The sequence below is a fragment of the Streptomyces sp. SAI-127 genome (genome assembly GCF_029894425.1).
Lineage (GTDB): Bacteria > Actinomycetota > Actinomycetes > Streptomycetales > Streptomycetaceae > Streptomyces.
The window spans coordinates 6,327,699-6,347,284 of the sequence record NZ_JARXYJ010000001.1 but is presented as its reverse complement, the minus strand read 5'-3'; the positions used below and the strand labels follow the sequence as shown (position 1 = coordinate 6,347,284).

Here is a 19,586-nt window from a genome sequence, read left to right as displayed (position 1 = left end):
GTGCAGTGATCAGCCGGCCAGGTAGGCCGTGTAGACGACGTAACCCGGGGGGTGGTCGCGTCCCACGTACTTCAGCTGGATGATCACCTTGGTCCCGGCGTCAACCTTCTGGTCGCCGCCGCGCACCCACTTGAGGCCGAGGTTCTTGGCATCCTTGAGGGTCCACGTGATCGGCTTGAGATCTGTCTGGGGATCAAAGTACCCCCGGTCATTCTTCCTGCCGAACTTGTCCCGCATACGGCTCATCCAGCCGTCCAGGCCCTTCGGGTTGCGGGCGATCCACTGCTGGAACGCAGTATTGACCGAGTCCTGGGCGATTTCCTCGCTCGTCCAGCGCGTGGCGACACCGGAGCGGTTGCGCGAATCGACGGCCTTCGCGGCCATCTCCTCATCGCTGGGCCGGACATGGTCCCTCAGCGTGTGTGCGCCGCTGAGGCCCTCGTCATCGATGATCTTCAGGCAGTTGTGGACAAGGACGTCCCGCGGAGCCCGTCCCTGCGTACGCACGAAAAAGGTGTGCAGGTCGTCGACCGTCAGGTCGAAAACCTCCGCCCGACCCGACCGGTCCATGAGCGCCGTCACGGCGCTCGTGGTTCCGTCCGGAGTACGCAGCCGGTCGCCCACGGCGAGGTTCGCGACCGTGGTCCAGCCGCGTCCCTCGACATAGAAGCGGTGACCGCGGGTGCTGGTGAGGAGACCACCGCTGACGGCGATGTCCGTCATCCGGCTGGTGTCGTGACGGTACGTGTCCGTCACCGGCTCCGCGCGCAGACCGCCGGTGACAGGGTCGCCGGCCAGGACCAGCTCGCCCTTGCGAACGTCCCGGATCGCCTTGCGGGAGCCGTCCGCCATCAGCACCTCGGTGGAGCCGGGGAAACTGTTGACCGGGCAGACCGACAACGCGTCGTCGTACAGACGGACGGAGTCCTCGATCCGGGCCAATGTCGCCGGATTCACGCCGTCCAGGGCCTTCAGCGCCTTGAACGCATCCGCGACCCCGATACCGGTCTTCATGGCGACATCGAGCGCGCGGATCGCGTCGGCGACCTTCGTGAACGCCTTGCCCGGGATGAAGTTGGACGCGAACCAGGCGCAGGCTCCCTTGTCGCCGTGGTAGCAGCGGGCGGCATCGCCGAGGACGATCTCGTACAGGACCGCGCCGACCGTCTCCCCGAAGAGGGTCTGCCAGCCGATCCGGGTGATGTCGCCGAAGCTGAAGTGGTGGGTCCACTCCCGCTTCTGGTTCGGGAGCGTGTCCGTCTTGAGGAAAACGGTGTCCGACTGCGGGCAGCCGGCCTCCGTGGCCGGAACATCGGGGTTGACGCAGAAGTAGTAGCTGACCGTGATGTTCACGTACAGCTCGTACGTCACCGTGCAGCCCTGCGGCACGTAGTCGCACGTGTTGAGAGGCTTGGCCGGTGCCGCCTCGGTCATCTTCTCAATGACGTAGAAGACACCGCCCACACCGGTCCCGGCGCCGTCCTGGACGGTCTTGTTGGCCTCCTTGCGTGCCGCCGACTCGGCGGCCTCCTGCGCCGACTCCGCGTACTTCTGCGCGTCCTTCGCCGCCTCCTCCGCCGCCGTCGCCTCCGCGTCCGCCCGGTCGGCCGCCGCGCGGGCGTCCTTCGCGGACTGCTCGGCCTGCGCCGCCGCCGTGCGGGCGGCCTCGGCGTCCAGGGCGGCCTGGTCGGCGGAGGAGCGGGCGTCGACCGCGTAGCTCTCGGCCTGGTCGGCGGCCCGGTCGGCGGCCTCGGCGTCCACGGTGGCCTGGCGGTCGTACTCCTTCGCACGGGCCAGTGAGGCCTGCGCGTCCGCCGCGTACTGGGCCGCCTCGGCGGCGTAACCCAGCGCCTCCTTCGCCGACCTGCGGGCGTCCGCGGCGAATCCGGCGGCCTCCGCGGCCAGCGTGTACGCCGCCTTGGCGTCACCGGTCGCCGCCGCCGCGAGGCTCGCCGCCTGGGTCGCGTTCTTCTGCGCGTTGGCCGCGTGTGCCTCGGCGACCGCCTGCTGCTGCTCGGCGATCGTCTTCGACGACTGGCCCGACAGCACGGCCAGGCCGGCCGCCGAGTCGGTGGTGACGTACGGCGCGCCCAGCTGGATCGCGTCGTTCGCCGGCGCGGCGACCTGCTGTGCCGCGTTGCCGGCGTCCTCCGCCGCCTGGGCGGTGGTGTAGGCGTGCCCGGCCGCGTCCGCCGCGCCCGCGACCGCCTTGGCGGCCTCGGCCTTCGCCGCGTCGGCCTGCTTCATGGCGTCGGCGGCGTGCTTCTCGGCCTCGTCGGCCAGCTTGACGGCGGTCCGCGCGGCGGAGGCCGAGGCCTCGGAGGCCTTGATGGCGTCGGCGGCGGCGCTGGTCGCGGTGCGGACGGCCGCGTCCGCCCGCAGCTTGGCGGCCTGGGCCGCGTCCGCGTCGGAGCGGGCCCGCTGGGCGGCCGCCTCCGCGCGCGTGGCGGCGGCGTCCGCGTCGGCGGCGGCCTGGGTGGCCGCGTCCGCCTCGGAACGGGCCGAGCGCGCGGCCGACTCGGCGTCGTCGGCGGCCTTGTCCGCCTCGTCCGCGGCGGCCCGGGAGTCCTTGGCGTCGGAGTCCGCGTCGTGGGCCTCGGCGTAGGCGTCCTTGGCGTCGGCCTTGGCACGGGCGGCGTTCGCCTGGCTCTCGGCGTCCCACGCGTCGTCCCGCTTGCCCTTGGCCCGGTCCCGGGCCGCCTCGGCGTCCTGGCGCTTGGCGCGGGCTGTGGACTCGGCGTTCTCCGCCCGGCCCTTGGCCTCGTCGGCGGTCCTCGCGTACCCCTGCGCGTTCTCCTTGTGCTGCGCGGCCTCGGCCTGCTTGGCGGCGGCGGTCTCCTTCTCCGCCTTCGCCGTCGCCGCCTCGGCCTCCGCGGCGAGCCGCTTGGCGTGCGCGTCGGCGGCGGCCGCCTTCGCGTCGGCCTCGGCCTTCAGCGTCTCGGCGAGCTTCGTCTTCGCGAGGTCCCGCGCCGCCTTGGCGGTCTGCGCCTGTACGGCGGCGGCGTCGGCGGCTGCCTTCGCCTGCGCCCTGGCCTCGTTCGCGGCGGCGGTACGGAAGGCGGCCTTCGACTGCGCGGCCTGCGTCAGGGCTCGCGCGGCGACAGTGGCGCTGTCCCCGGCGGCGGCGCGGGTGGCCGCGTAGGCGGTGTCACCGGCCTTGGCCAGGGCGTCCAGCGCGGCGGCCGAGGCCTTGGTGACCTGGGCCTTCTGCTGCCCGACGAGCAGACCCCGGCCCCGCGGCGCACCCGCCTTGTCGGCGATGCCGTACGCCGTCGTCAGCGCGGTGTCCGACGTGGCGGCGGCCGTCTTCGCCGCCGTGGCCTGGGCCTTGAGCAGGTCGAGCTGCGTCTTCGCCGCGGTCTGGGCGTCCGTGACGCCCTTCTTCGCCTTGTCGAACTGGGCCTTGGTCGGGTAGTCGAGGTCGTCGTCGGCGCCCTGATGCCCGGACGGAACGACGTCGAACTGCTGCGGGGCCTTGCCGGTGCAGTCCCACATGCGGCCGTCGCGGCTGTTGGTGTAGTCCGCGAGGTCGAGGCAGTTGCCGGTGCCCGGGTTGTAGAGCCGCGAGGTGCCGTGGGTGCCGTACTGCCACTTCTGCGAGGCCCCGGTGCCACAGGTGGAGATCTGCACCGGCGTGCCGTTGGCGCTCGCGCCTCCCTTGACCGTCAGGCACTTGCCCGAGTTGGGGTTGACCAGACGGTCGCCGTCGATCTGCCACTTCTGCCCGGCGCTGCCGTTGCAGGTGTAGATCTGCACGGGCGTGCCGTTGTCCTTCTTGCCGCCCGCCACGTCCAGGCACTTGTCGGTGGCCCCGTGGGCGTGCACGACGAAGGGACTGGTGCCGATCCAGCCGGGCCCACCGGCCGACCAGTAGTCCTGCCAGCGGACCAGGTGGTCCGCGCGCCAGGAGAGCCCGAGCAGCTCACCGAGTGCCTTGGAGCCGGCCGCGAGGGCCTTGGTGGCGGTCTTGTTGGCGGTCAGGAGCTGGTTGCGCGGGGTGGCCTGCGCGGCGATCTCCTGCTGCCACTCGGCGGACGCGGCGGCGACCTCCTTGCCGAGCACCTTGTTCGGGTCGACCGGGGTGCGCCAGGCGCAGGAGGCGAACCGGCTCTTCAGGTCCTCCACGGCGATGCGGTACTCGACGCTGCCCGGTTCGGGCGCGGTGCGCGGGAAGCCGCCGTACGACAGGAAGAGCCGCGCGTTGTCGGCGGCCGTCGGCTCCATGGACCAGTTCACCAGACCGTCGTAGGCCTGGTGTTCCTCGTACCTCTGGTTCCAGTTGGGCAGCGTCGGGTCGAGGTCGCCGCCGTACAGCGGGTCACCCAGGTCCTTGACCGCCTTGACGGTGGCCTCGTCGGCCGTCGGAGTCAGGTCACGGTAGAAGTCGCCCTCGGACTTCCAGAACTGCTCCCAGATCCACTTGGAGATGCCGGTCTGCTGGAAGAAGTTGGGGCGGTCGTCACCACTCGTCCCGGGCGGCCACTCGAAGTCGGCCTTCGACTTGAAGCCGCCCGGCTGGGGCAGACCGGAGATCTGGAAGTCCCGGATGTGGTCGTAGAGGGCGGAGCCCTCCGTGTTGGCGGCGTCCCTGTCCTGCTGGAACGCCGTCGACAGCGGAGTGCTCTCCCAGTACTCCCGGTTGGCCGCGGTGTGCAGCTTGTCCGGCGTCTGGTTCAGCCCGTCCTGCGCGACCCCGAACATGGCGGGCCCGCCCATCCGCAGCGCCTCGCCCAGCAGGCACTGGTCCTGCCGGAGCTGTTCGGCGGCCTTGGCGTCGAAGCCGTCGTAGCTGTCGCCGACGTCCGCCACGGAAGCCATGTCGTCGGCCGCGTACCGGCTGATCAGGTCCGGCTGTACGGCTACCGAGCCGATCAGGGCCACGGCGACGACGGACGTCAGCACAGGCGTCAGGAGCCCGGATGGCGGGCGGGCATGCGTGAAGAGCCGATATCTCGGCATGGTGGTTGTCCTCCCCGTGGCGACGTGGTTCCCCCGGTCGCCGGTGTACGCGCCCTGTGGCGGAGTGGTCGGCTCCGTCCGGCGCGGCGCTTACCTTAGACATACATGTCGGGTGCAGGACAAGAGTGTTCTGCGTTACATGTGGGAAACATGTGAAGCCTCAGGGCATGACTAAGGCCCCGCAGCCGTGAAGCTGCGGGGCCTTCGCCCACATGGGGTTGTCCCCGGAGGGACGAGTGGAGATGGCGGGAATCGAACCCGCGTCCAACGGTGCAGAATCAGGGCTTCTCCGTGTGCAGTTCGCTGCGATTTTCTCGGCCCCGGCGATCACGCGAACAAGTCGCCGACGGGCCCAGTCACTGTTTGATTTCCCATCGAGCCCCGTGACCGGGCTCGATGGTTTAGTCCCCTAGATTATGCCAGGGTCCGGGTCGGGAACACCCCCGGGCTGACACCCGTTAGGGCCTTCACTCACTGCTTATTAGGCAGCGAGGGCGAAGGCGCGGGAATCGCTCTTGGAATTGGCGATTATTGGTTGCGACATATGGTTAACGAGATCATTGCCGCTTCCTCGACACGCTTCCCCTGCTTCAACAGCCGCTGTCGAAACCGATCATCCCCATGTTGTTTTTTCAATGCTCCGAAGAGGAGCGCGCACCCTCGGTGAGGTGCAGGACCCATCGTACGTGACCAACGCACGACGGTGCCAGCCTATTCCTACTGGGCCGCCCGCTGCTTCCGCTTCGCCGCGGCGATCGCGCGGTCGGACTCCCGCCGGTCCTGCTTCTCCCGCAGCGTCTGCCGCTTGTCGTACTCCTTCTTGCCTCGCGCGAGGGCGATCTCGGCCTTGGCCCGGCCGTTGATGAAGTACAGGGCGAGGGGCACGATCGTGTGACCCGTCTCCTGGGCCTTCGACTCCAGCTTGTCGATCTCCTCGCGGTGCAGCAGCAGCTTGCGCTTGCGACGCGCGGAGTGGTTGGTCCAGCTGCCCTGGTGATACTCCGGGATATGGGCGTTGTGCAGCCACGCCTCACCCCCGTCGATCTGGACGAAGCCGTCGGTCAGCGAGGTCCGGCCCTCGCGCAGCGACTTGACCTCGGTGCCCATGAGGACCAGCCCGGCCTCGAAGGTGTCGATGATCGCGTAGTCGTGCCGGGCCTTCTTGTTCTGGGCGACGATCTTGCGCTTGCCGCCCTTCTCCCCGTCCTGGGCCTTGCCGCCCCCGCCACCCTGCTTCGGCTGGGACTCCTTCGGTACGTACATTCCCTTGCTCATAGTGCTGCCCATTTTCGCACTAGTAGGGGGCATGGAGACCAGTGCTTATCGGCGGGCGGACAACCTCTAGGCGCCCAGCCCTCCCAGCACCGTCTCCGCCTGCCGAAGAGCCCCCTCGTCGGCCTCGAGGTCGGGCGTGATCCCCTGTCCGTCGACACCCCGCCCCGACGGGGTCCGGTAGTGCCCCACGGTCAGCTCGGCCACCGCCCCGTCCGGCAGCCGGCTGGGCATCTGCACCGACCCCTTGCCGAAGGTACGGGACCCCACGACGACCGCCCGCCCCCGGTCCTGCAGCGCCCCGGTGAGGAGCTCCGCCGCACTCATCGTCCCGCCGTCGACGAGAGCGACCAGCGCCCGGGTCGTATCCCCACCGGGCTCCGCGTGCAGCGCCTGCTGCGACCCGTCGACGTCGTACGTCGCGACCAGCCCCCCGTCGAGAAAGACGGACGCCGTGGTCACGGCCTCGGTGACCAGCCCACCGGAGTTCCCGCGCAGGTCGAGAACGATCCCGCCGTCGGCCGGGGCCTCCCGCACGGCGTCCCGGACCCGGTCCCCGACACCCTTCGTGAACGAGTCGATCTTGATGACGGTGATCCCGCCTGCGAGCTCTCGAACGGTGACCGAGTCCGTGGACAGACGGGCACGCCGTACGGTCTTCGTCCACGCGCGCGTGCCGCGCTCGAGGCCCAGCCGGACCGTCGTACCGGCGGCCGCGTCCGTGGCGTCACCGCGCAGCAGGGAGACCACCTCGGTGACCGGATGCCCGTCGACCTTCTCCCCGTCGACGCTGCGCAGCCGGTCGCCCTTGCGGATCCCGGCGGACGCCGCGGGCGAGTCCGAGCTCACCCTGGTCACTTCGATACGGCCGTCCCGCTCGCGCCGCGCCCACAGCCCGACGCCGGTGTACTGGCCGTCGAGGGCTTCCTCGAACTCCTCGTACTCGCCGCGGGAGTAGACGGCCCCCCAGCGGTCCCCGCTGCGGCTGACGGCACGCTCGGCGGCCTCCATGGGGGACGTGCCGTCGGCCTTGGCCTCCTCGGCCGCCTCCGCCACGTCCGCGTGATGACCCGCGGGAGCGGCCGAACGGGCCGAGTCCGACGAGGACTTCCGGTCGCCGCGGTCGGCCTCGGGAAAGGAACCGGTCGCCGCGCCGGCCACCAGCACGCTCGCGAACACCAATGTCAGGGCCGCCCCGCGGCGGATGCGGCGGGGCTGACAGAACAGGTCTCGGCCTGACATGCCGGTGAGTCTAGGACAACGCAAGAGGGCCGCACGGCCGGTTGACCGTACGGCCCTCTTGGCATGCGTCACACCTTCAGGTACTTGCGCAGCGCGAAGAACGCGGCCAACGCGGGCATCAGCACACTCGCCGCGAGGATCAGCGGCAGCTTCGTCAGTACGGCGTCCCAGCCCACGAAGTTGATCAGGTTGAGCTTCGTGGACAGGGCCATGCCGTGGTCGATGGTGAAGTACCGGCCGACGACCAGGAAGACACAGGCGAGCCCACCGCCGATCGCACCGGCGACGGCGGCCTCCATGATGAACGGCGCCTGGATGTAGAAGCCCGAGGCGCCCACGAGCCGCATGATCCCGGTCTCCCGCCGCCGGCTGAACGCCGAGACACGCACCGTGTTGACGATCAGCAGCAGGGCGACGATCAGCATGAGCGCCATGACGCCCAGCGCGGCCCGGTTCATCAGGTTCAGCATCGTGAAGAGGTTGTCCAGGATGCCCTTCTGGTCCTGCACGGACTGCACGCCGTCGCGCCCGTTGAACGCGGTCGCGATGACCTGGTACTTCTCCGGGTCCTTCAGCTTGATCCGGTACGACTCCTGCATCTGGTCCGGCGTGAGGGAGGCGGCCAGCGGGGAGTCGCCGAACTGCTCCTTGTAGTGCTTGTACGCCTCGTCCTGGGACTCGTGGGCGACCGTCTCGACGACCGACATCTTCTTCAGGTCGGAGAGGATGTCCTTCTTCTGGTCGTCGGTCACCGCGCCCTTGGCGCAGTTGGGATCCGACTCGGCGTCGCTCTTGTTGCAGAGGAAGATCGAGACGTTGACCTTGTCGTACCAGTAGCCCTTCATGGCGCCGACCTGGTCGCTCATCAGGAGCGACCCGCCGAACAGGGCGAGCGACAGGGCGACGGAGACGATGACGGCAAACGTCATCGTGAGGTTGCGACGGAGACCGACACCGATCTCGGAGAGTACGAACTGGGCGCGCATGGCGTCTTCTTCAGGCCTTTCCGGGGACTCTTCGAACGGCGGTCAGTGCTGGTAGCCGTAGACGCCGCGTGCCTGGTCGCGGACGAGACGGCCCTTCTCCAGCTCGATGACGCGCTTGCGCATCTGGTCCACGATGTTCTGGTCGTGCGTCGCCATCAGCACCGTCGTGCCCGTCCGGTTGATCCGGTCGAGCAGCTTCATGATGCCGACGGAGGTCTGCGGGTCGAGGTTGCCGGTGGGCTCGTCGGCGATCAGCAGCTTGGGCCGGTTGACGAAGGCCCGGGCGATGGCCACCCGCTGCTGCTCACCGCCGGACAGCTCGCCGGGCATCCGGTCCTCCTTGCCGCCGAGCCCGACGAGGTCGAGCACCTGCGGCACGGACTTGCGGATCTCGCCGCGGGACTTGCCGATGACCTCCTGCGCGAAGGCGACGTTCTCCGCCACCGTCTTGTTCGGCAGGAGCCGGAAGTCCTGGAAGACCGTCCCCAGCTGGCGGCGCATCTGCGGCACCTTCCAGTTGGAGAGGCGCGCGAGGTCCTTGCCCAGGACGTGCACCTGGCCCTGACTGGTCCGCTCCTCGCGGAGAACCAGCCGCAGGAAGGTGGACTTTCCGGAGCCGGAGGACCCGACGAGGAACACGAACTCGCCCTTCTCCACTTCCAGGGAGACATCCCTGAGTGCGGGGCGGGTCTGCTTGGGGTAGACCTTGGATACGTTGTCGAATCGGATCACGGATGCACCACGGTAGGCCGGGGGTAGATGAGCGTGACCATACGCGAACCGGGTGCGGGAGCGCAGGCGCCGGTTCGGGTTGCGTAGGGGATGGGCGCTTTTGTGCCGACCTGGAAACCCTCCCTTCGGCAGCGCACAGGCGGCCCTCGGTCGAACCTGGCACAGTAGGGAAGGGAACGTTCTGCTATCCGGGAGCGTTGTCCTGTATGGAACCGACGGCAAGAAGGGTGACGCGCATGACGTACGACCGCCTGGTGTGCGCAAACTGCGCGGCGCCCGTGAGTGAGGGCCGGTGCCACGTGTGCCGCGCCAGCCGCGAGCGGCTGCAGCAGGAGAACCTCTTCGCGGGCCTGAACCCGATGGCCCTGATCGCCCTGCTCGCGGTGCTGATCGCAGCGGTGGCCCTGCTGGCACACCAGACCGCGTAGGCGGGCACCCCGAAGACTTACGCAGACATACGAAGGGCCCGGAGCGACACCCGCTCCGGGCCCTTCGTCATAGCGCACGCACACGTCAAGCGAGCGCGTGACTATCGAGAGTCACCTTCAGGCGACAGCGCCACCGCGACCGCTCGCCAGACGCGGCAGGAGGCGGAAGCCGACGCCGCCGGCGATCATCGTGGCGGCACCGATGACCAGGAAGGCGGTCTGCCCGGCACCGGTCTCGGCGAGCTGCGCACCGCCCGTGCCCTGCGCCGCGGCGTCGGACGTGGTGTCCGTGCCGGTCTCGGTGAGGGCCGAGGAGCCCTCCTCCTGGGTGGAGGCGTTGGAGCCGCCGTCGGGGTCGGTGTTGCTGTTGCCGCCCCCGGCGTTGCCGTTTCCGTTGCCGTTTCCGTTGCCGTTCCCATTCCCGTTGCCGTTCCCGTTGCCCGGGTCGGTCGGGTCCTCGGTGGGCTCGGTCGGCTCCTCGGTGGGCTCCGTCGGGATCGTCGGCTCCTCGGTGACCGGCGGCTCCTCGGTCGGCGGCTGCTCGGTGGGCGGCTCCTCGGTGGGCGGGTTGGGTGCGGTCGGGATGCCTCCGTCAGGAGGGGTCGGAGTGCCGTCGCCCGGCTCGCCGTCGCCGAGGCCGGTGTCGACGTTCACGCCGACCCCGCTCTCGTCCACGCTCACACCGATCTCCAGCGCGGAAGCGGCGCCGGCAGCGGTCAGCGAGGCACCGGCCGCGATCACGGCACCAGCGGCTATGCGCGCGATCCGGATCCGCGTCTTCTTCGTCATGTGGTTGCTACCCCCAGTAGCTCATCGTCAATGAGGCGGCGCTCGGGGCCGTGATCGACGGGAGAAGGTAGCTGAACTTGAATCCCCCGGTTCACATGCGCCCCAGAGATACGCATGCCACGCTTTACCTTTCCCATTTTTCAAAGCATCGTCAAGGCCGTTGAGCGTGCGATGTCCTGGTAAGAGCCCTTTGCCGGGGAAAGCGGTCTGTGAGTGTGATGTAAAACCCAGACATAAAGCAAACTGCCGCCCGGCGGGCGGCAGTTGCGGGGGATTACCAAGTCGACAAAGTTACTTCTCCTGCTGCTTGCGCCAGCGAATGCCGGCCTCCAGGAAGCCGTCGATCTCGCCGTTGAACACAGCCTCGGGGTTGCCGACTTCGAACTCGGTGCGCAGGTCCTTGACCATCTGGTACGGGTGCAGGACGTACGAACGCATCTGGTTGCCCCAGGAGTTGCCGCCGTCGCCCTTGAGGGCGTCCATCGCGGCCTGCTCCTCCTGGCGGCGCCGCTCGAGCAGCTTGGCCTGGAGGACGTTCATCGCGCTCGCCTTGTTCTGGATCTGCGAGCGTTCGTTCTGGCAGGAGACGACGATGCCGGTGGGGAGGTGGGTGAGACGCACCGCGGAGTCGGTGGTGTTCACGCCCTGGCCGCCGGGCCCGGAGGAGCGGTAGACGTCCACCCGCAGCTCGGACTCGTCGATCTCGATGTGGTCGGTCTGCTCGACCACGGGGAGGATCTCGACGCCCGCGAAGGAGGTCTGGCGGCGCCCCTGGTTGTCGAAGGGCGAGATGCGCACGAGCCGGTGGGTGCCCTGCTCCACGGAGAGGGTGCCGTAGGCGTACGGGATCTGCACGGCGAAGGTGGTCGACTTGATGCCGGCCTCTTCGGCGTACGAGGTCTCGTAGATCTCGGTCTTGTAGCCGTGCTGCTCCGCCCAGCGCAGGTACATCCGCTGGAGCTTCTCGGCGAAGTCGGCGGCGTCGACGCCACCGGCCTCGGCGCGGATGTTGACGAGCGCCTCGCGGGAGTCGTACTCGCCGCTGAGCAGCGTACGGACCTCCATCTCGTCGAGCGCCTTCTTGACGGAGGTGAGCTCCGACTCGGCCTCGGCGAGGGTGTCGGGGTCGTCCTCCTCCTCGGCCATCTCGAACAGCACGGAGAGATCGTCGATCCGGCTGCGCAGCGCGTCGGCCTTCCTGACCTCGGCCTGGAGGTGGGACAGCTTGCTGGTGATCTTCTGCGCCTCGTCCGGGTTGTCCCACAGGGACGGCGCGGCCGCCTGCTCCTCGAGCACGGCGATGTCTGCCCTCAGCTTGTCGAGGTCCAGAACGGCCTCGATCGACTCCATGGTCGAGGAGAGGGACTTGAGCTCTTCGGATACATCGACGACTGCCACGCCCTCCAGCCTAACGGCTGTGGCAACCGACCTCGCCCGACCACCGTCACCGGGGCCGCCGCCCCGCCTCCCTCACGGCGAAGCGGGCGCCGAGTTCTTCGTGTCCTGCGGTGACGCCCCCGCGTCGTCCCCCGACGTGGCCGCCCACACCCCGACCCCCGCCGCGGCCACCAGCACCACGGCCGCGGCCCCCACGGCCAGCCGACGCCGCCGCGTGGTCGCCCGGTGCCGGGCCGAACCCGGACGGGGCGCGCCGGCGGCCCGGGGCACCCGGGCCGTTCCCCGCGCGCCCCCGGCCAGCTCATCGGGCGCCGGCACCCTCATCGACGTGTGCGTGTCCCGGTTGGAGTCGGCGGGCTTGGCGCCCGGTACCAACGGCACGGCTCCGCGCCGCACCGGCCGCCCGGAGGACGCCGTCTCCCCGTCGGAAGCCGCCGTCGGCGCCTCCCCGTCCGGCTCCTCCTCTTCCTCCGCGTCCGGCTCGTCCACGTCCAGGGGCGGCATCCCGGCCAGCAGCGGCAACAGCTCCCGCAGGCGCACCCCCAGCTCGGACGCCCGCAGCCGGGAGGCCGGCGCCTTGGCCAGGCACTGGACGATCAGCTGCCACAGCTCGTCGGGGATGCCCGGAAGCGGAACCACCGTCTCCGTGACATGCCGGCGCAGCACCGCCCCCGGATGCCCGCCGCCGAACGGCGTGAAGCCGGCCAGCAGCTCGTACAGGACGGTCGCGAGGGCGTAGATGTCCACGGACGCCCGCGGCGGCAGCCCCTCGACGATCTCCGGCGCCAGATAGTCCGGCGTCCCGATGATCTTCGTGGCCCGGGTCCGCCGCGGTGAGTCGATCAGCTTCGCCACACCGAAATCGGTGAGCAGAGCGGGGTGCGAGCCCCCGGGACCCAGCGGGCCCTGCATGTCCAGCAGGATGTTCTCCGGCTTCACGTCCCGGTGCACGACCCCCTTGGCGTGCGCCGCGGCCAGCCCGTCCGCGACATCGGCCACGATCGCCACCGCCGCCTCGGGCGCGAGCCGCTTCTCCCGGTCGAGCCGGGTGCGCAGATCCGTGCCCCGGACCAGGTCCATGACGAGCGCGAGGTCGTTGCCGTCGACCACGAGGTCGCGCACGGAGACCACGTGGGGGTGCTCCAGGCCGAGCAGGGCCGTGCGCTCCTGGACGAAGCGGCCCACGAGTTCCTGGTCGGACGCGAGGTCCTCGCGCAGCAGCTTGACGGCGACGGGCCCCTCGGGCCCCTCGCCCAGCCACACCGTGCCGGCGCTGCCGCGCCCCAGGATCTGGTTGGCGGTGTACCGGCTGCCGATCTTCCGTGCCAAGACTGCTCCTACAGACGCGTGTTGTCGCTGCTGCGCCGTCTGGGGGACGACCCCCAGACCCCCAGTCGACAAAACTACGCGCCCGGAGAGGTCATGCTCACCGCGGAGACGGAAATCACCCGCTGGGTGTCGACAAATCCCCTGAGTCGCTACTGACCTGAGGACTTACCGCCCAATTCGCCGATCCACCCGCTCACGGTGTCGATCATGTCGCCGAGCTGCTGCCAATAGCTCTTGCCGGTGCCGATCCAGTCCTGGAGCGGGCTCAGCTCCCAGATCAGCCAGCTCGCGACGAACAGGATGACGATGGTGAACAGACAGCCCTTGAGACAGCCCAGACCCGGGATCTTCATCGGGTTGGCGCTGCGCTGCCGCGGCTGCCGGGGTTCGCGCGCGGGGCGCTCGGGCTGCGGCGGGGGCGCGTACCGCTGCGGCTGCTGCTGCGGGGCGTGCTGCTGGGGCGGGGGCTGCTGCCGGCGGCCGTAACCGCCGTCCTGCGGCGGCCGCTGCGGGGGCCGCTGCTGTCGCTGCGGCTGCTGTTGTTCCGGCCTGGCGACCTGCCGCTGCGGACGGCGGCGCAGCGGGTCCTCGCTGGGGTCGAGGTACTGGACCTGCGTCTGTTCGTTGCGGTCCCGGGCCGCGCGCAGCTGGTTCTGCCAGGGGTGCGGATCCTCGGGCCCGCCGGCCTGCTGCCCCTGCTGTCCTTGCTGCCCGTACTGCCCCTGTCCCGGCCGGCCGGGCGGTACCGGCGGCATGACGGCGGTCGGATCGGCCGCGCCACGGTTGGGCAGTACGGCGGTGGGGTCGGCGGCTCCGACGGGGTTCCCGGGGCCGGTGTGCGGCAGGAAGCTGGTCGCGGCGTTCGGGTCGTAGGCGCCCTGGGCGCCCGCGCCGTGCGGCAGCACCTGCGTCGGGTCGGCGGCGCCGGGCGCGTCCGGGACCGCTGCCGGGGCCGGGTCGGGCAGCAGCAGCGCGCCGACGTTGTCCGCGGCGGCGATCTGCGCGGAGTTCGCGTGCACGCCGATGCCCTCGGCGACGACACGCAGCCCGCGCGCGAGGTTCTCGGCGCTGGGACGCCGGTCCGGGTTCTTGCTCAGGCAGCGCTCTATGACCGTCCACAACGGGTCGGGGACCGTGGAGGGGCGGCGCGGTTCGGCGCTCAGGTGCTGGTGCAGGACTTCCAGGGCGGAGCCGCCGGAGAACGGCGGACGGCCGGTGACCAGCTCGTACAGCAGGATGCCGGCGCCGTAGATGTCGACCGCGGAGGTCTGCGGGCGGCCCTCGGCGGACTCGGGAGCGACGTACGCGGGCGTGCCGACGAATTCCTGCGTCCGGGTCAGGCCCGGGGAGTCCGCGAGACGCGCGATGCCGAAGTCGGTCAGGAGGGGGTGCATCTGGCCGCCGTACTGCCGCAGCAGCACGTTGGCGGGCTTGAGGTCGCGGTGGACCACCCCGTCGGCGTGGCTGGCGGCGAGGGCGTCGGCGATCTGGGCGGTGATCAGGGCGGCGCCGACGGGGCTGAAGGGGCCGTTCTCGCGCAGATAACGGTGCAGGTCGGGGCCCTCGACGAGGTCCATGACCAGGGCGAGCAGATCGCCTTCGACGACCAGGTCACGCACCCGCACGATGTTCGGGTGGGTCAGCCGCAGCAGGACGGAGCGCTCGCGCAGAAACCGCATCACGATGTCCGGATCGCTCGCGAGCTCCTCCTTGAGGACCTTGATCGCGACGGTCTCGCCGGGCTGTCCCGGTACGGCGGCCTCGGCGCCCGCGGTCTCCCGCTGGCGGGCTCGCCACACGGTCCCCGTGGCACCGCGTCCGAGCGGCTCCTCGAGGAAGTACTTGCTGCCTACCGGCCGCACGTCATGCACTCCCTGCTGCTTGCTGTCGTTCCGACCCACTGTAGTGCCGCTCCCCAAGGCACTGCGTAAGCGTTCCCAAGCGCGTTCGAAGGAAAGACGCTCCGGCCGGGTCCGCTGGTTGCCGGACGTTGACGTGACCGATCTCAAGTGATCGTCGGCGCTGCACTGGTCAGGCACTTTTGGGGGCAGAGCTGACCAATCAAGATCACTTGCCCTCGGGCGGCGGGCATGTTGTCAGTGGCAGGTGCGAGGATGCCTACCGTCAAGGCCGACGAACTTGGGCGCGTGCTTGTCCGCGAACTCGTCCGCGCAGAAGGGACCGCTGACGGCGATGCAGATCCGGCTGACCGTCGTAGACCCGCTGGGCCCGCCCGACCGCGCCCGGGGCCGCGCCGCGAGCTGCGACGTGCTGGTCACGGCTCCCGTCGGCACGGCGCTGGCCGCGGTGGCGACGGCGCTCGCCTCGGCGGTCCCGGCGGACGGGGGCACCTCCCGCGCGGGCGAAGCCGAGCGCGGGGGCGGCCCGGTCGTGCTGTACGCGGACGGGGAGCGGCTCGACACCCAGCGAGCGACCCTGGGCGAGCCGCCGCTGATAGACGGCGCCGTGCTGTCCCTGGGCGCCCCGGCGGCCCCCGAGCCCCACCCCGAGCTCGACGACGCCCCCACCCAGCTCCACGTGGTCGCCGGCCCCGACGCCGGCGGCGTCCATCTGCTGCACGGCGGCCAGATCCACATCGGCCGCTCCGCCGACGCCGACGTCCCGCTGGACGACCCCGACGTCTCCCGCCTGCACTGCGCGGTCACGGTCGCCGCCGACGGCCACGTCTCGGTGGCCGACCTCGACTCCACGAACGGCACGACCCTGGACGGCACCCGCGTGGGCGCCCGCCCGGTCCGGTTCCCTCCGGGGGCCCTCCTGAGGATCGGCGAGTCGGTGCTCCGGCTGTCACCGAGCGGGGGGCGACGGCTCGGGACGGAACCTGACGGCGAGGGCCACGTGCGGGTGCCGTCCGGCGAGGCCGGGCACATGGCGGGCGACCGAGCCGGGTCGGTGCCGGGCGCGAGCCGGGCCCACCGTGGCTCGGAAGCGGCCGGTGAGTCGGGCAGCGGTGGTCGGGGACCGAGCGTGACCGGAGGGCGCCGGGGCTCGGAGAACACTGCGGAGTCCCGCACGGGCGGGTGCCCGCCGGATGCGGTCCAGGGGCGCGGGGCGGCGGGAACCAGCGAGGACGACGGAGGTGCCTCCGGCTCGGCCCCCGGGCAGGCCGAGCGCTCGCCACGCGCGCGTGGCAGGGTGTCGGCAGGCGCCGGAGGGGCCGGGTCCGGCAGCTCCGCGCCGTCCTCGGACGCGGTACCGGCCGAGGGCTCGGCACGCACGCGTGAAGGCCGTGGCAGTAGCGACACCTCACCCCGGTCGCCCCTCGACCGGACCCACCACACCTACGGCTCCGCCGGCTGGGGCGACTCGGGCGGAGACCCCGAGAGCACCGGAGCGCAGGGCCACGGCCCCGCAGAGCCGCCCATCGTCGTGCCGGAGCAGGGCGGTGCGCCCCGGATCGAGCGCCGGAACGGAACCGGCGGGGGCCGTCCTGACATCGACGACACCCTCCGGGGCGCCGCCGGAGCGGTCTCCGACGACCCGGGCCACGAGCAGGGCAGGAGCCCCGGCGGGGACACCCACGGCGGCCGGTCCGGGATCGGCGCCTTCGAAGTGACGCGCACCACCGCCGTCCCCCCGCCTCCCGCAACCGGCCAGGACCTGCCCTCGGCTGCCGCCGCACCCGACGCCCCCGCGACCGGCCGCCGCAAGGGAACCCCCCTGCGCGGAACCGACGTACCGCAAGGCGTCCGGCGCCGTGGCGGGCTGTCCGCATGGGCCCGGCGGCTGGCCGGGGGGCGGAGCGAGCAGGAGATGCCCCGGCAGGACGAGGCGTACGACGAGGAGGCCGCGCCCGTCGCCGCGGTTGCGTCGCCCTCCGCGCCCCAGGCGCCCGAGGCCTGGCCCGACCCGGCGGCCCTGCTGCTGACGGCGCTGGGTCCCGGGGCGCGTCTGTGGGAGCGCGGGCCCGGGCATCCGGAGGCCCTCACCGTGCGGCTCGGCACCGCCGACCGTGCGGCGCCCGACGGCTCGGGGCTGCTGCCTGCCGTTCCGGTCACCGCGGATCTGCGCGAGGCCGGCGCACTGGGCCTCGCCGGTCCGCGCGCGCGGCTCGCCGGGCTGGCCCGCTCGGTGGTGGCCCAGCTCGCCGCCCTGCACGCGCCCGAGACCCTGGAGATCGTCCTGATCAGCGCGGACCGCTCCCGGCCCGCGCGGGAGCGCACCGCCGAGTGGTCCTGGCTCGGCTGGCTCCCCCATGTCCGCCCCGGTCACGGCCAGGACTGCCGCCTCCTGCTCGCCCATGACCGCGAGCAGGCCGCGGCCCGCACCGACGAACTGCTGCGGCGCCTGGACGACCACCTGTCCGACGCGCAGGCCGCACCGGCCCGCAGGACGGTCCCGGCCGCCCGCTCCGCCGCCCCGCAGGACCGTCTCCGCAACACCGCCCGACGCCCTTCCTGGGCCCGGGACGACGCGGAGGACGAGACGAGCGGCGGTTTCCCGGGGCCGTACACCGTGGTCGTGGTGGACGGCGACCCCGGTGGCGCCGACCTGCGCAAGGCCGTGGCGCGGCTGGCGGCGGAGGGCCCCCGGGCCGGCATCCACGTCGTGTGCCTGGCCGAGACGGCCCCGGCCTCCCCGGCGTCCCCGGTGACGGACACCTACGAGGCGGCGTGCGCGGTGGCCCCGACGTTCCGCGAGTGCGGCGCGGTCGGCCTGCTCAGCGGGGACGTGGCGACGGCACTGCGGCTGATGCGGGTGGCGCGGGCGGGGGTTCGCGCGCAGGCGCGCACCGAGGCCGACGGCACCGGTGCGGCACCTTCCCGCAACCGCCCCGAGCCCGGACGTCCGGCCACCGGCACGTCCCACCCCGGTGCCACCGCGTCCCCGGCCGCCGCACGCCAGGCGGACGCGTCCGGCACCCAGGCCCATCCCACCGGCACGCGCACCGGCGCTCGCACGGGCACCGGCGCCGACGCCGAGACCCTCCACCTCACCGCCGACCCCACCCCCGCCCCCGTCGGCCACGGCACCGTCGCCGCCGTGGACGCCGTCTCCGCGGCCTGGGCCGAGCGGTTCGCGCGGGCGCTGGCGCCGTTGCGTACGGACGGCACCGCCGGTGGAGGGCACGCGCGCGTGTCCTCGCCGTTGCCCCAGGCGGCGCGGCTGCTGGACGAGCTGGGGCTGGCCCGGGCCACCCCGCCGTCGCTGATGACGCGCTGGGCGGACGCGGCCGACGACCCGGAGTCGCTAGGCGGCCGGGCGTGGGCGGTGCTGGGGGCCGGACCGCGCGGCCCGGTCTGCGCCGACCTCGTGGCCGAGGGCCCGCACCTGCTGATAGAGGGCCCCGCGGGCAGCGGCCGTACGGAACTGCTGCGGGCGGTCGTCGCCTCGCTCGCCGCGGCCGAGCGCCCCGACCGCCTGAGCATCGTCCTGATGGACGGCCGGGACAGCGTGAGCGCCGGTGGCACCCCCTCCGGGGGAGGCGGTCACGGCGAGGGCCTGCGTGTGTGCACGGACGTGCCGCATGTGACCACCCACCTCACCGCCAACGACCCGGTCCGCATGCGGGAGTTCGCCCAGTCCCTGAGCGCCGAGCTGAAGCGGCGCGCGGAGCTGCTCGGCCGCTCCGACTTCGCGGAGTGGCACACCGGCCGGGAGCTGTCGGGCCGTATGGTCGCCCAGCGCACGGCACCCACGCGGGGCACGGCAGGCGCCCCCGGTAGCGCGGGCACCCCCGGCGACCCGGCCGCCGGTGACCTGGACTCCCCACCCAGCTCCACGATCCGGCTGCGCCCGGCGGCGGCCCGCCGGCGGACGGAGACGGCACCCCCGCTCCCCCGTCTGGTCGTGATCGTGGACGACCTGGACGCGCTGGTCTCCCCGCCCCTGGGCTCCCCCGGCAGGCCGGCCGCCGGCTCCGTCATACGCGCGCTGGAGGCGGTGTCCCGCGAGGGCGAGCGCCTGGGCGTCCACCTGGTGGCCGCGACCGGCCCGGGCGGCCGTACGGCGGAGTCGGAAGCGGCCCGCCGGGCCACCCTCCGCGTCACCCTGGACACCCCGGCCACCGGGCCGGACGAACCGGCTCCCGGCCGCGGCCGGTTGACCTGGTCCGACGGCCGGGTCACGGCTTTCCAGGCCGGCCGGGTCACCGGCCGCATCCCCCGCACGGCCACCCTCCGCCCCACGGTCGTCCCCCTGGAATGGGAACGCATGGGCGACCCCCCGGCCCGCCGCCCGGTCCGGGAACTGGGCAACGGCCCGACGGATCTTGCCCTGCTGGCGAGTGCATTGGAACGGGCAGCGAGGGAAGTCGCAGCAGCAGAGGTCCCGTCGCTGCTCTAAGACGTGAAGGGATCCGGGGGCAGCGCCCCCCAATGACGGGTGCCGCGACGCACCGGCACTGGTCACGACGGCATCACGATCCTCCACTTGACAGCGGACGCCCACTTGCCGACCTCGTTCCCCCGGCGTAGACCAGTTCGCACGG

11 protein-coding genes and 1 other RNA gene are annotated in these 19,586 nt (G+C 71.9%); 2 read left to right on the top strand and 10 right to left on the bottom strand.

Features of this window, described 5'->3' with window-relative positions; all coding sequences use genetic code 11:
* Positions 1-9: 9 nt before the first annotated feature.
* The 6 genes from M2157_RS29240 to ftsE all read right to left on the bottom strand — a co-directional run bounded on the left by M2157_RS29240 (position 10) and on the right by ftsE (position 9,191).
* Positions 10-4,959, bottom strand: coding sequence for a ricin-type beta-trefoil lectin domain protein (locus M2157_RS29240; RefSeq protein ID WP_280858014.1), 4,950 nt, complete (start codon positions 4,957-4,959; stop codon positions 10-12).
* Between the two features lie 234 nt (positions 4,960-5,193).
* Positions 5,194-5,580: a transfer-messenger RNA gene (gene ssrA / locus M2157_RS29235) on the bottom strand.
* 96 nt (positions 5,581-5,676) lie between these two features.
* Entirely contained in the window at positions 5,677-6,222 is a 546-nt protein-coding gene (gene smpB, locus M2157_RS29230) for an SsrA-binding protein SmpB (protein WP_280859031.1), read from the bottom strand.
* Between the two features lie 78 nt (positions 6,223-6,300).
* The gene (locus tag M2157_RS29225) at positions 6,301-7,473 is read right to left on the bottom strand and encodes a S41 family peptidase (protein ID WP_280858015.1); all 1,173 of its coding nucleotides are present in this window, start codon (positions 7,471-7,473) and stop codon (positions 6,301-6,303) included.
* A gap of 68 nt (positions 7,474-7,541) precedes the next feature.
* A complete protein-coding gene (gene ftsX / locus M2157_RS29220) occupies positions 7,542-8,459 on the bottom strand; it encodes a permease-like cell division protein FtsX (protein ID WP_266528533.1) in 918 nt (305 codons plus the stop codon).
* Between the two features lie 42 nt (positions 8,460-8,501).
* Complete coding sequence (ftsE, locus tag M2157_RS29215; protein ID WP_007382424.1) at positions 8,502-9,191, bottom strand: cell division ATP-binding protein FtsE; 690 nt, start codon at positions 9,189-9,191, stop codon at positions 8,502-8,504.
* 236 nt (positions 9,192-9,427) lie between these two features.
* Between ftsE and M2157_RS29210 the strand changes: the two genes are divergently transcribed.
* A complete protein-coding gene (locus M2157_RS29210) occupies positions 9,428-9,619 on the top strand; it encodes a hypothetical protein (RefSeq protein ID WP_280858016.1) in 192 nt (63 codons plus the stop codon).
* Positions 9,620-9,736: 117 nt separating this feature from the next.
* Here M2157_RS29210 and M2157_RS29205 read toward each other — a convergent pair whose 3' ends face one another.
* The 4 genes from M2157_RS29205 to M2157_RS29190 all read right to left on the bottom strand — a co-directional run bounded on the left by M2157_RS29205 (position 9,737) and on the right by M2157_RS29190 (position 14,997).
* Complete coding sequence (locus M2157_RS29205; RefSeq protein WP_280866657.1) at positions 9,737-10,408, bottom strand: hypothetical protein; 672 nt, start codon at positions 10,406-10,408, stop codon at positions 9,737-9,739.
* Between the two features lie 291 nt (positions 10,409-10,699).
* Positions 10,700-11,806 (bottom strand): peptide chain release factor 2, encoded by a 1,107-nt coding sequence (prfB, locus tag M2157_RS29200; protein ID WP_266563956.1) that lies wholly within the window; start codon positions 11,804-11,806, stop codon positions 10,700-10,702.
* Positions 11,807-11,878: 72 nt separating this feature from the next.
* Entirely contained in the window at positions 11,879-13,135 is a 1,257-nt protein-coding gene (locus M2157_RS29195; RefSeq protein WP_280866656.1) for a serine/threonine-protein kinase, read from the bottom strand.
* 149 nt (positions 13,136-13,284) lie between these two features.
* Positions 13,285-14,997, bottom strand: coding sequence for a serine/threonine-protein kinase (locus M2157_RS29190; RefSeq protein WP_280866655.1), 1,713 nt, complete (start codon positions 14,995-14,997; stop codon positions 13,285-13,287).
* A 331-nt stretch (positions 14,998-15,328) separates the two neighbouring features.
* Here M2157_RS29190 and M2157_RS29185 point away from each other — a divergent pair, with 331 nt between their 5' ends.
* The gene (locus M2157_RS29185) at positions 15,329-19,441 is read left to right on the top strand and encodes an FHA domain-containing protein (protein WP_280868292.1); all 4,113 of its coding nucleotides are present in this window, start codon (positions 15,329-15,331) and stop codon (positions 19,439-19,441) included.
* Positions 19,442-19,586: the final 145 nt, after the last annotated feature.

Excerpts from the sequence above, each read along its gene's own strand:
- M2157_RS29240 (WP_280858014.1), bottom strand. The coding sequence starts at position 4,959 with ATGCCGAGATATCGGCTCTTCACGCATGCCCGCCCGCCATCCGGGCTC.
- smpB (WP_280859031.1), bottom strand. The coding sequence starts at position 6,222 with ATGTACGTACCGAAGGAGTCCCAGCCGAAGCAGGGTGGCGGGGGCGGC.
- M2157_RS29225 (WP_280858015.1), bottom strand. The coding sequence starts at position 7,473 with ATGTCAGGCCGAGACCTGTTCTGTCAGCCCCGCCGCATCCGCCGCGGG.
- ftsX (WP_266528533.1), bottom strand. The coding sequence starts at position 8,459 with ATGCGCGCCCAGTTCGTACTCTCCGAGATCGGTGTCGGTCTCCGTCGC.
- M2157_RS29210 (WP_280858016.1), top strand. The coding sequence starts at position 9,428 with ATGACGTACGACCGCCTGGTGTGCGCAAACTGCGCGGCGCCCGTGAGT.
- M2157_RS29205 (WP_280866657.1), bottom strand. The coding sequence starts at position 10,408 with ATGACGAAGAAGACGCGGATCCGGATCGCGCGCATAGCCGCTGGTGCC.
- M2157_RS29185 (WP_280868292.1), top strand. The coding sequence starts at position 15,329 with ATGCAGATCCGGCTGACCGTCGTAGACCCGCTGGGCCCGCCCGACCGC.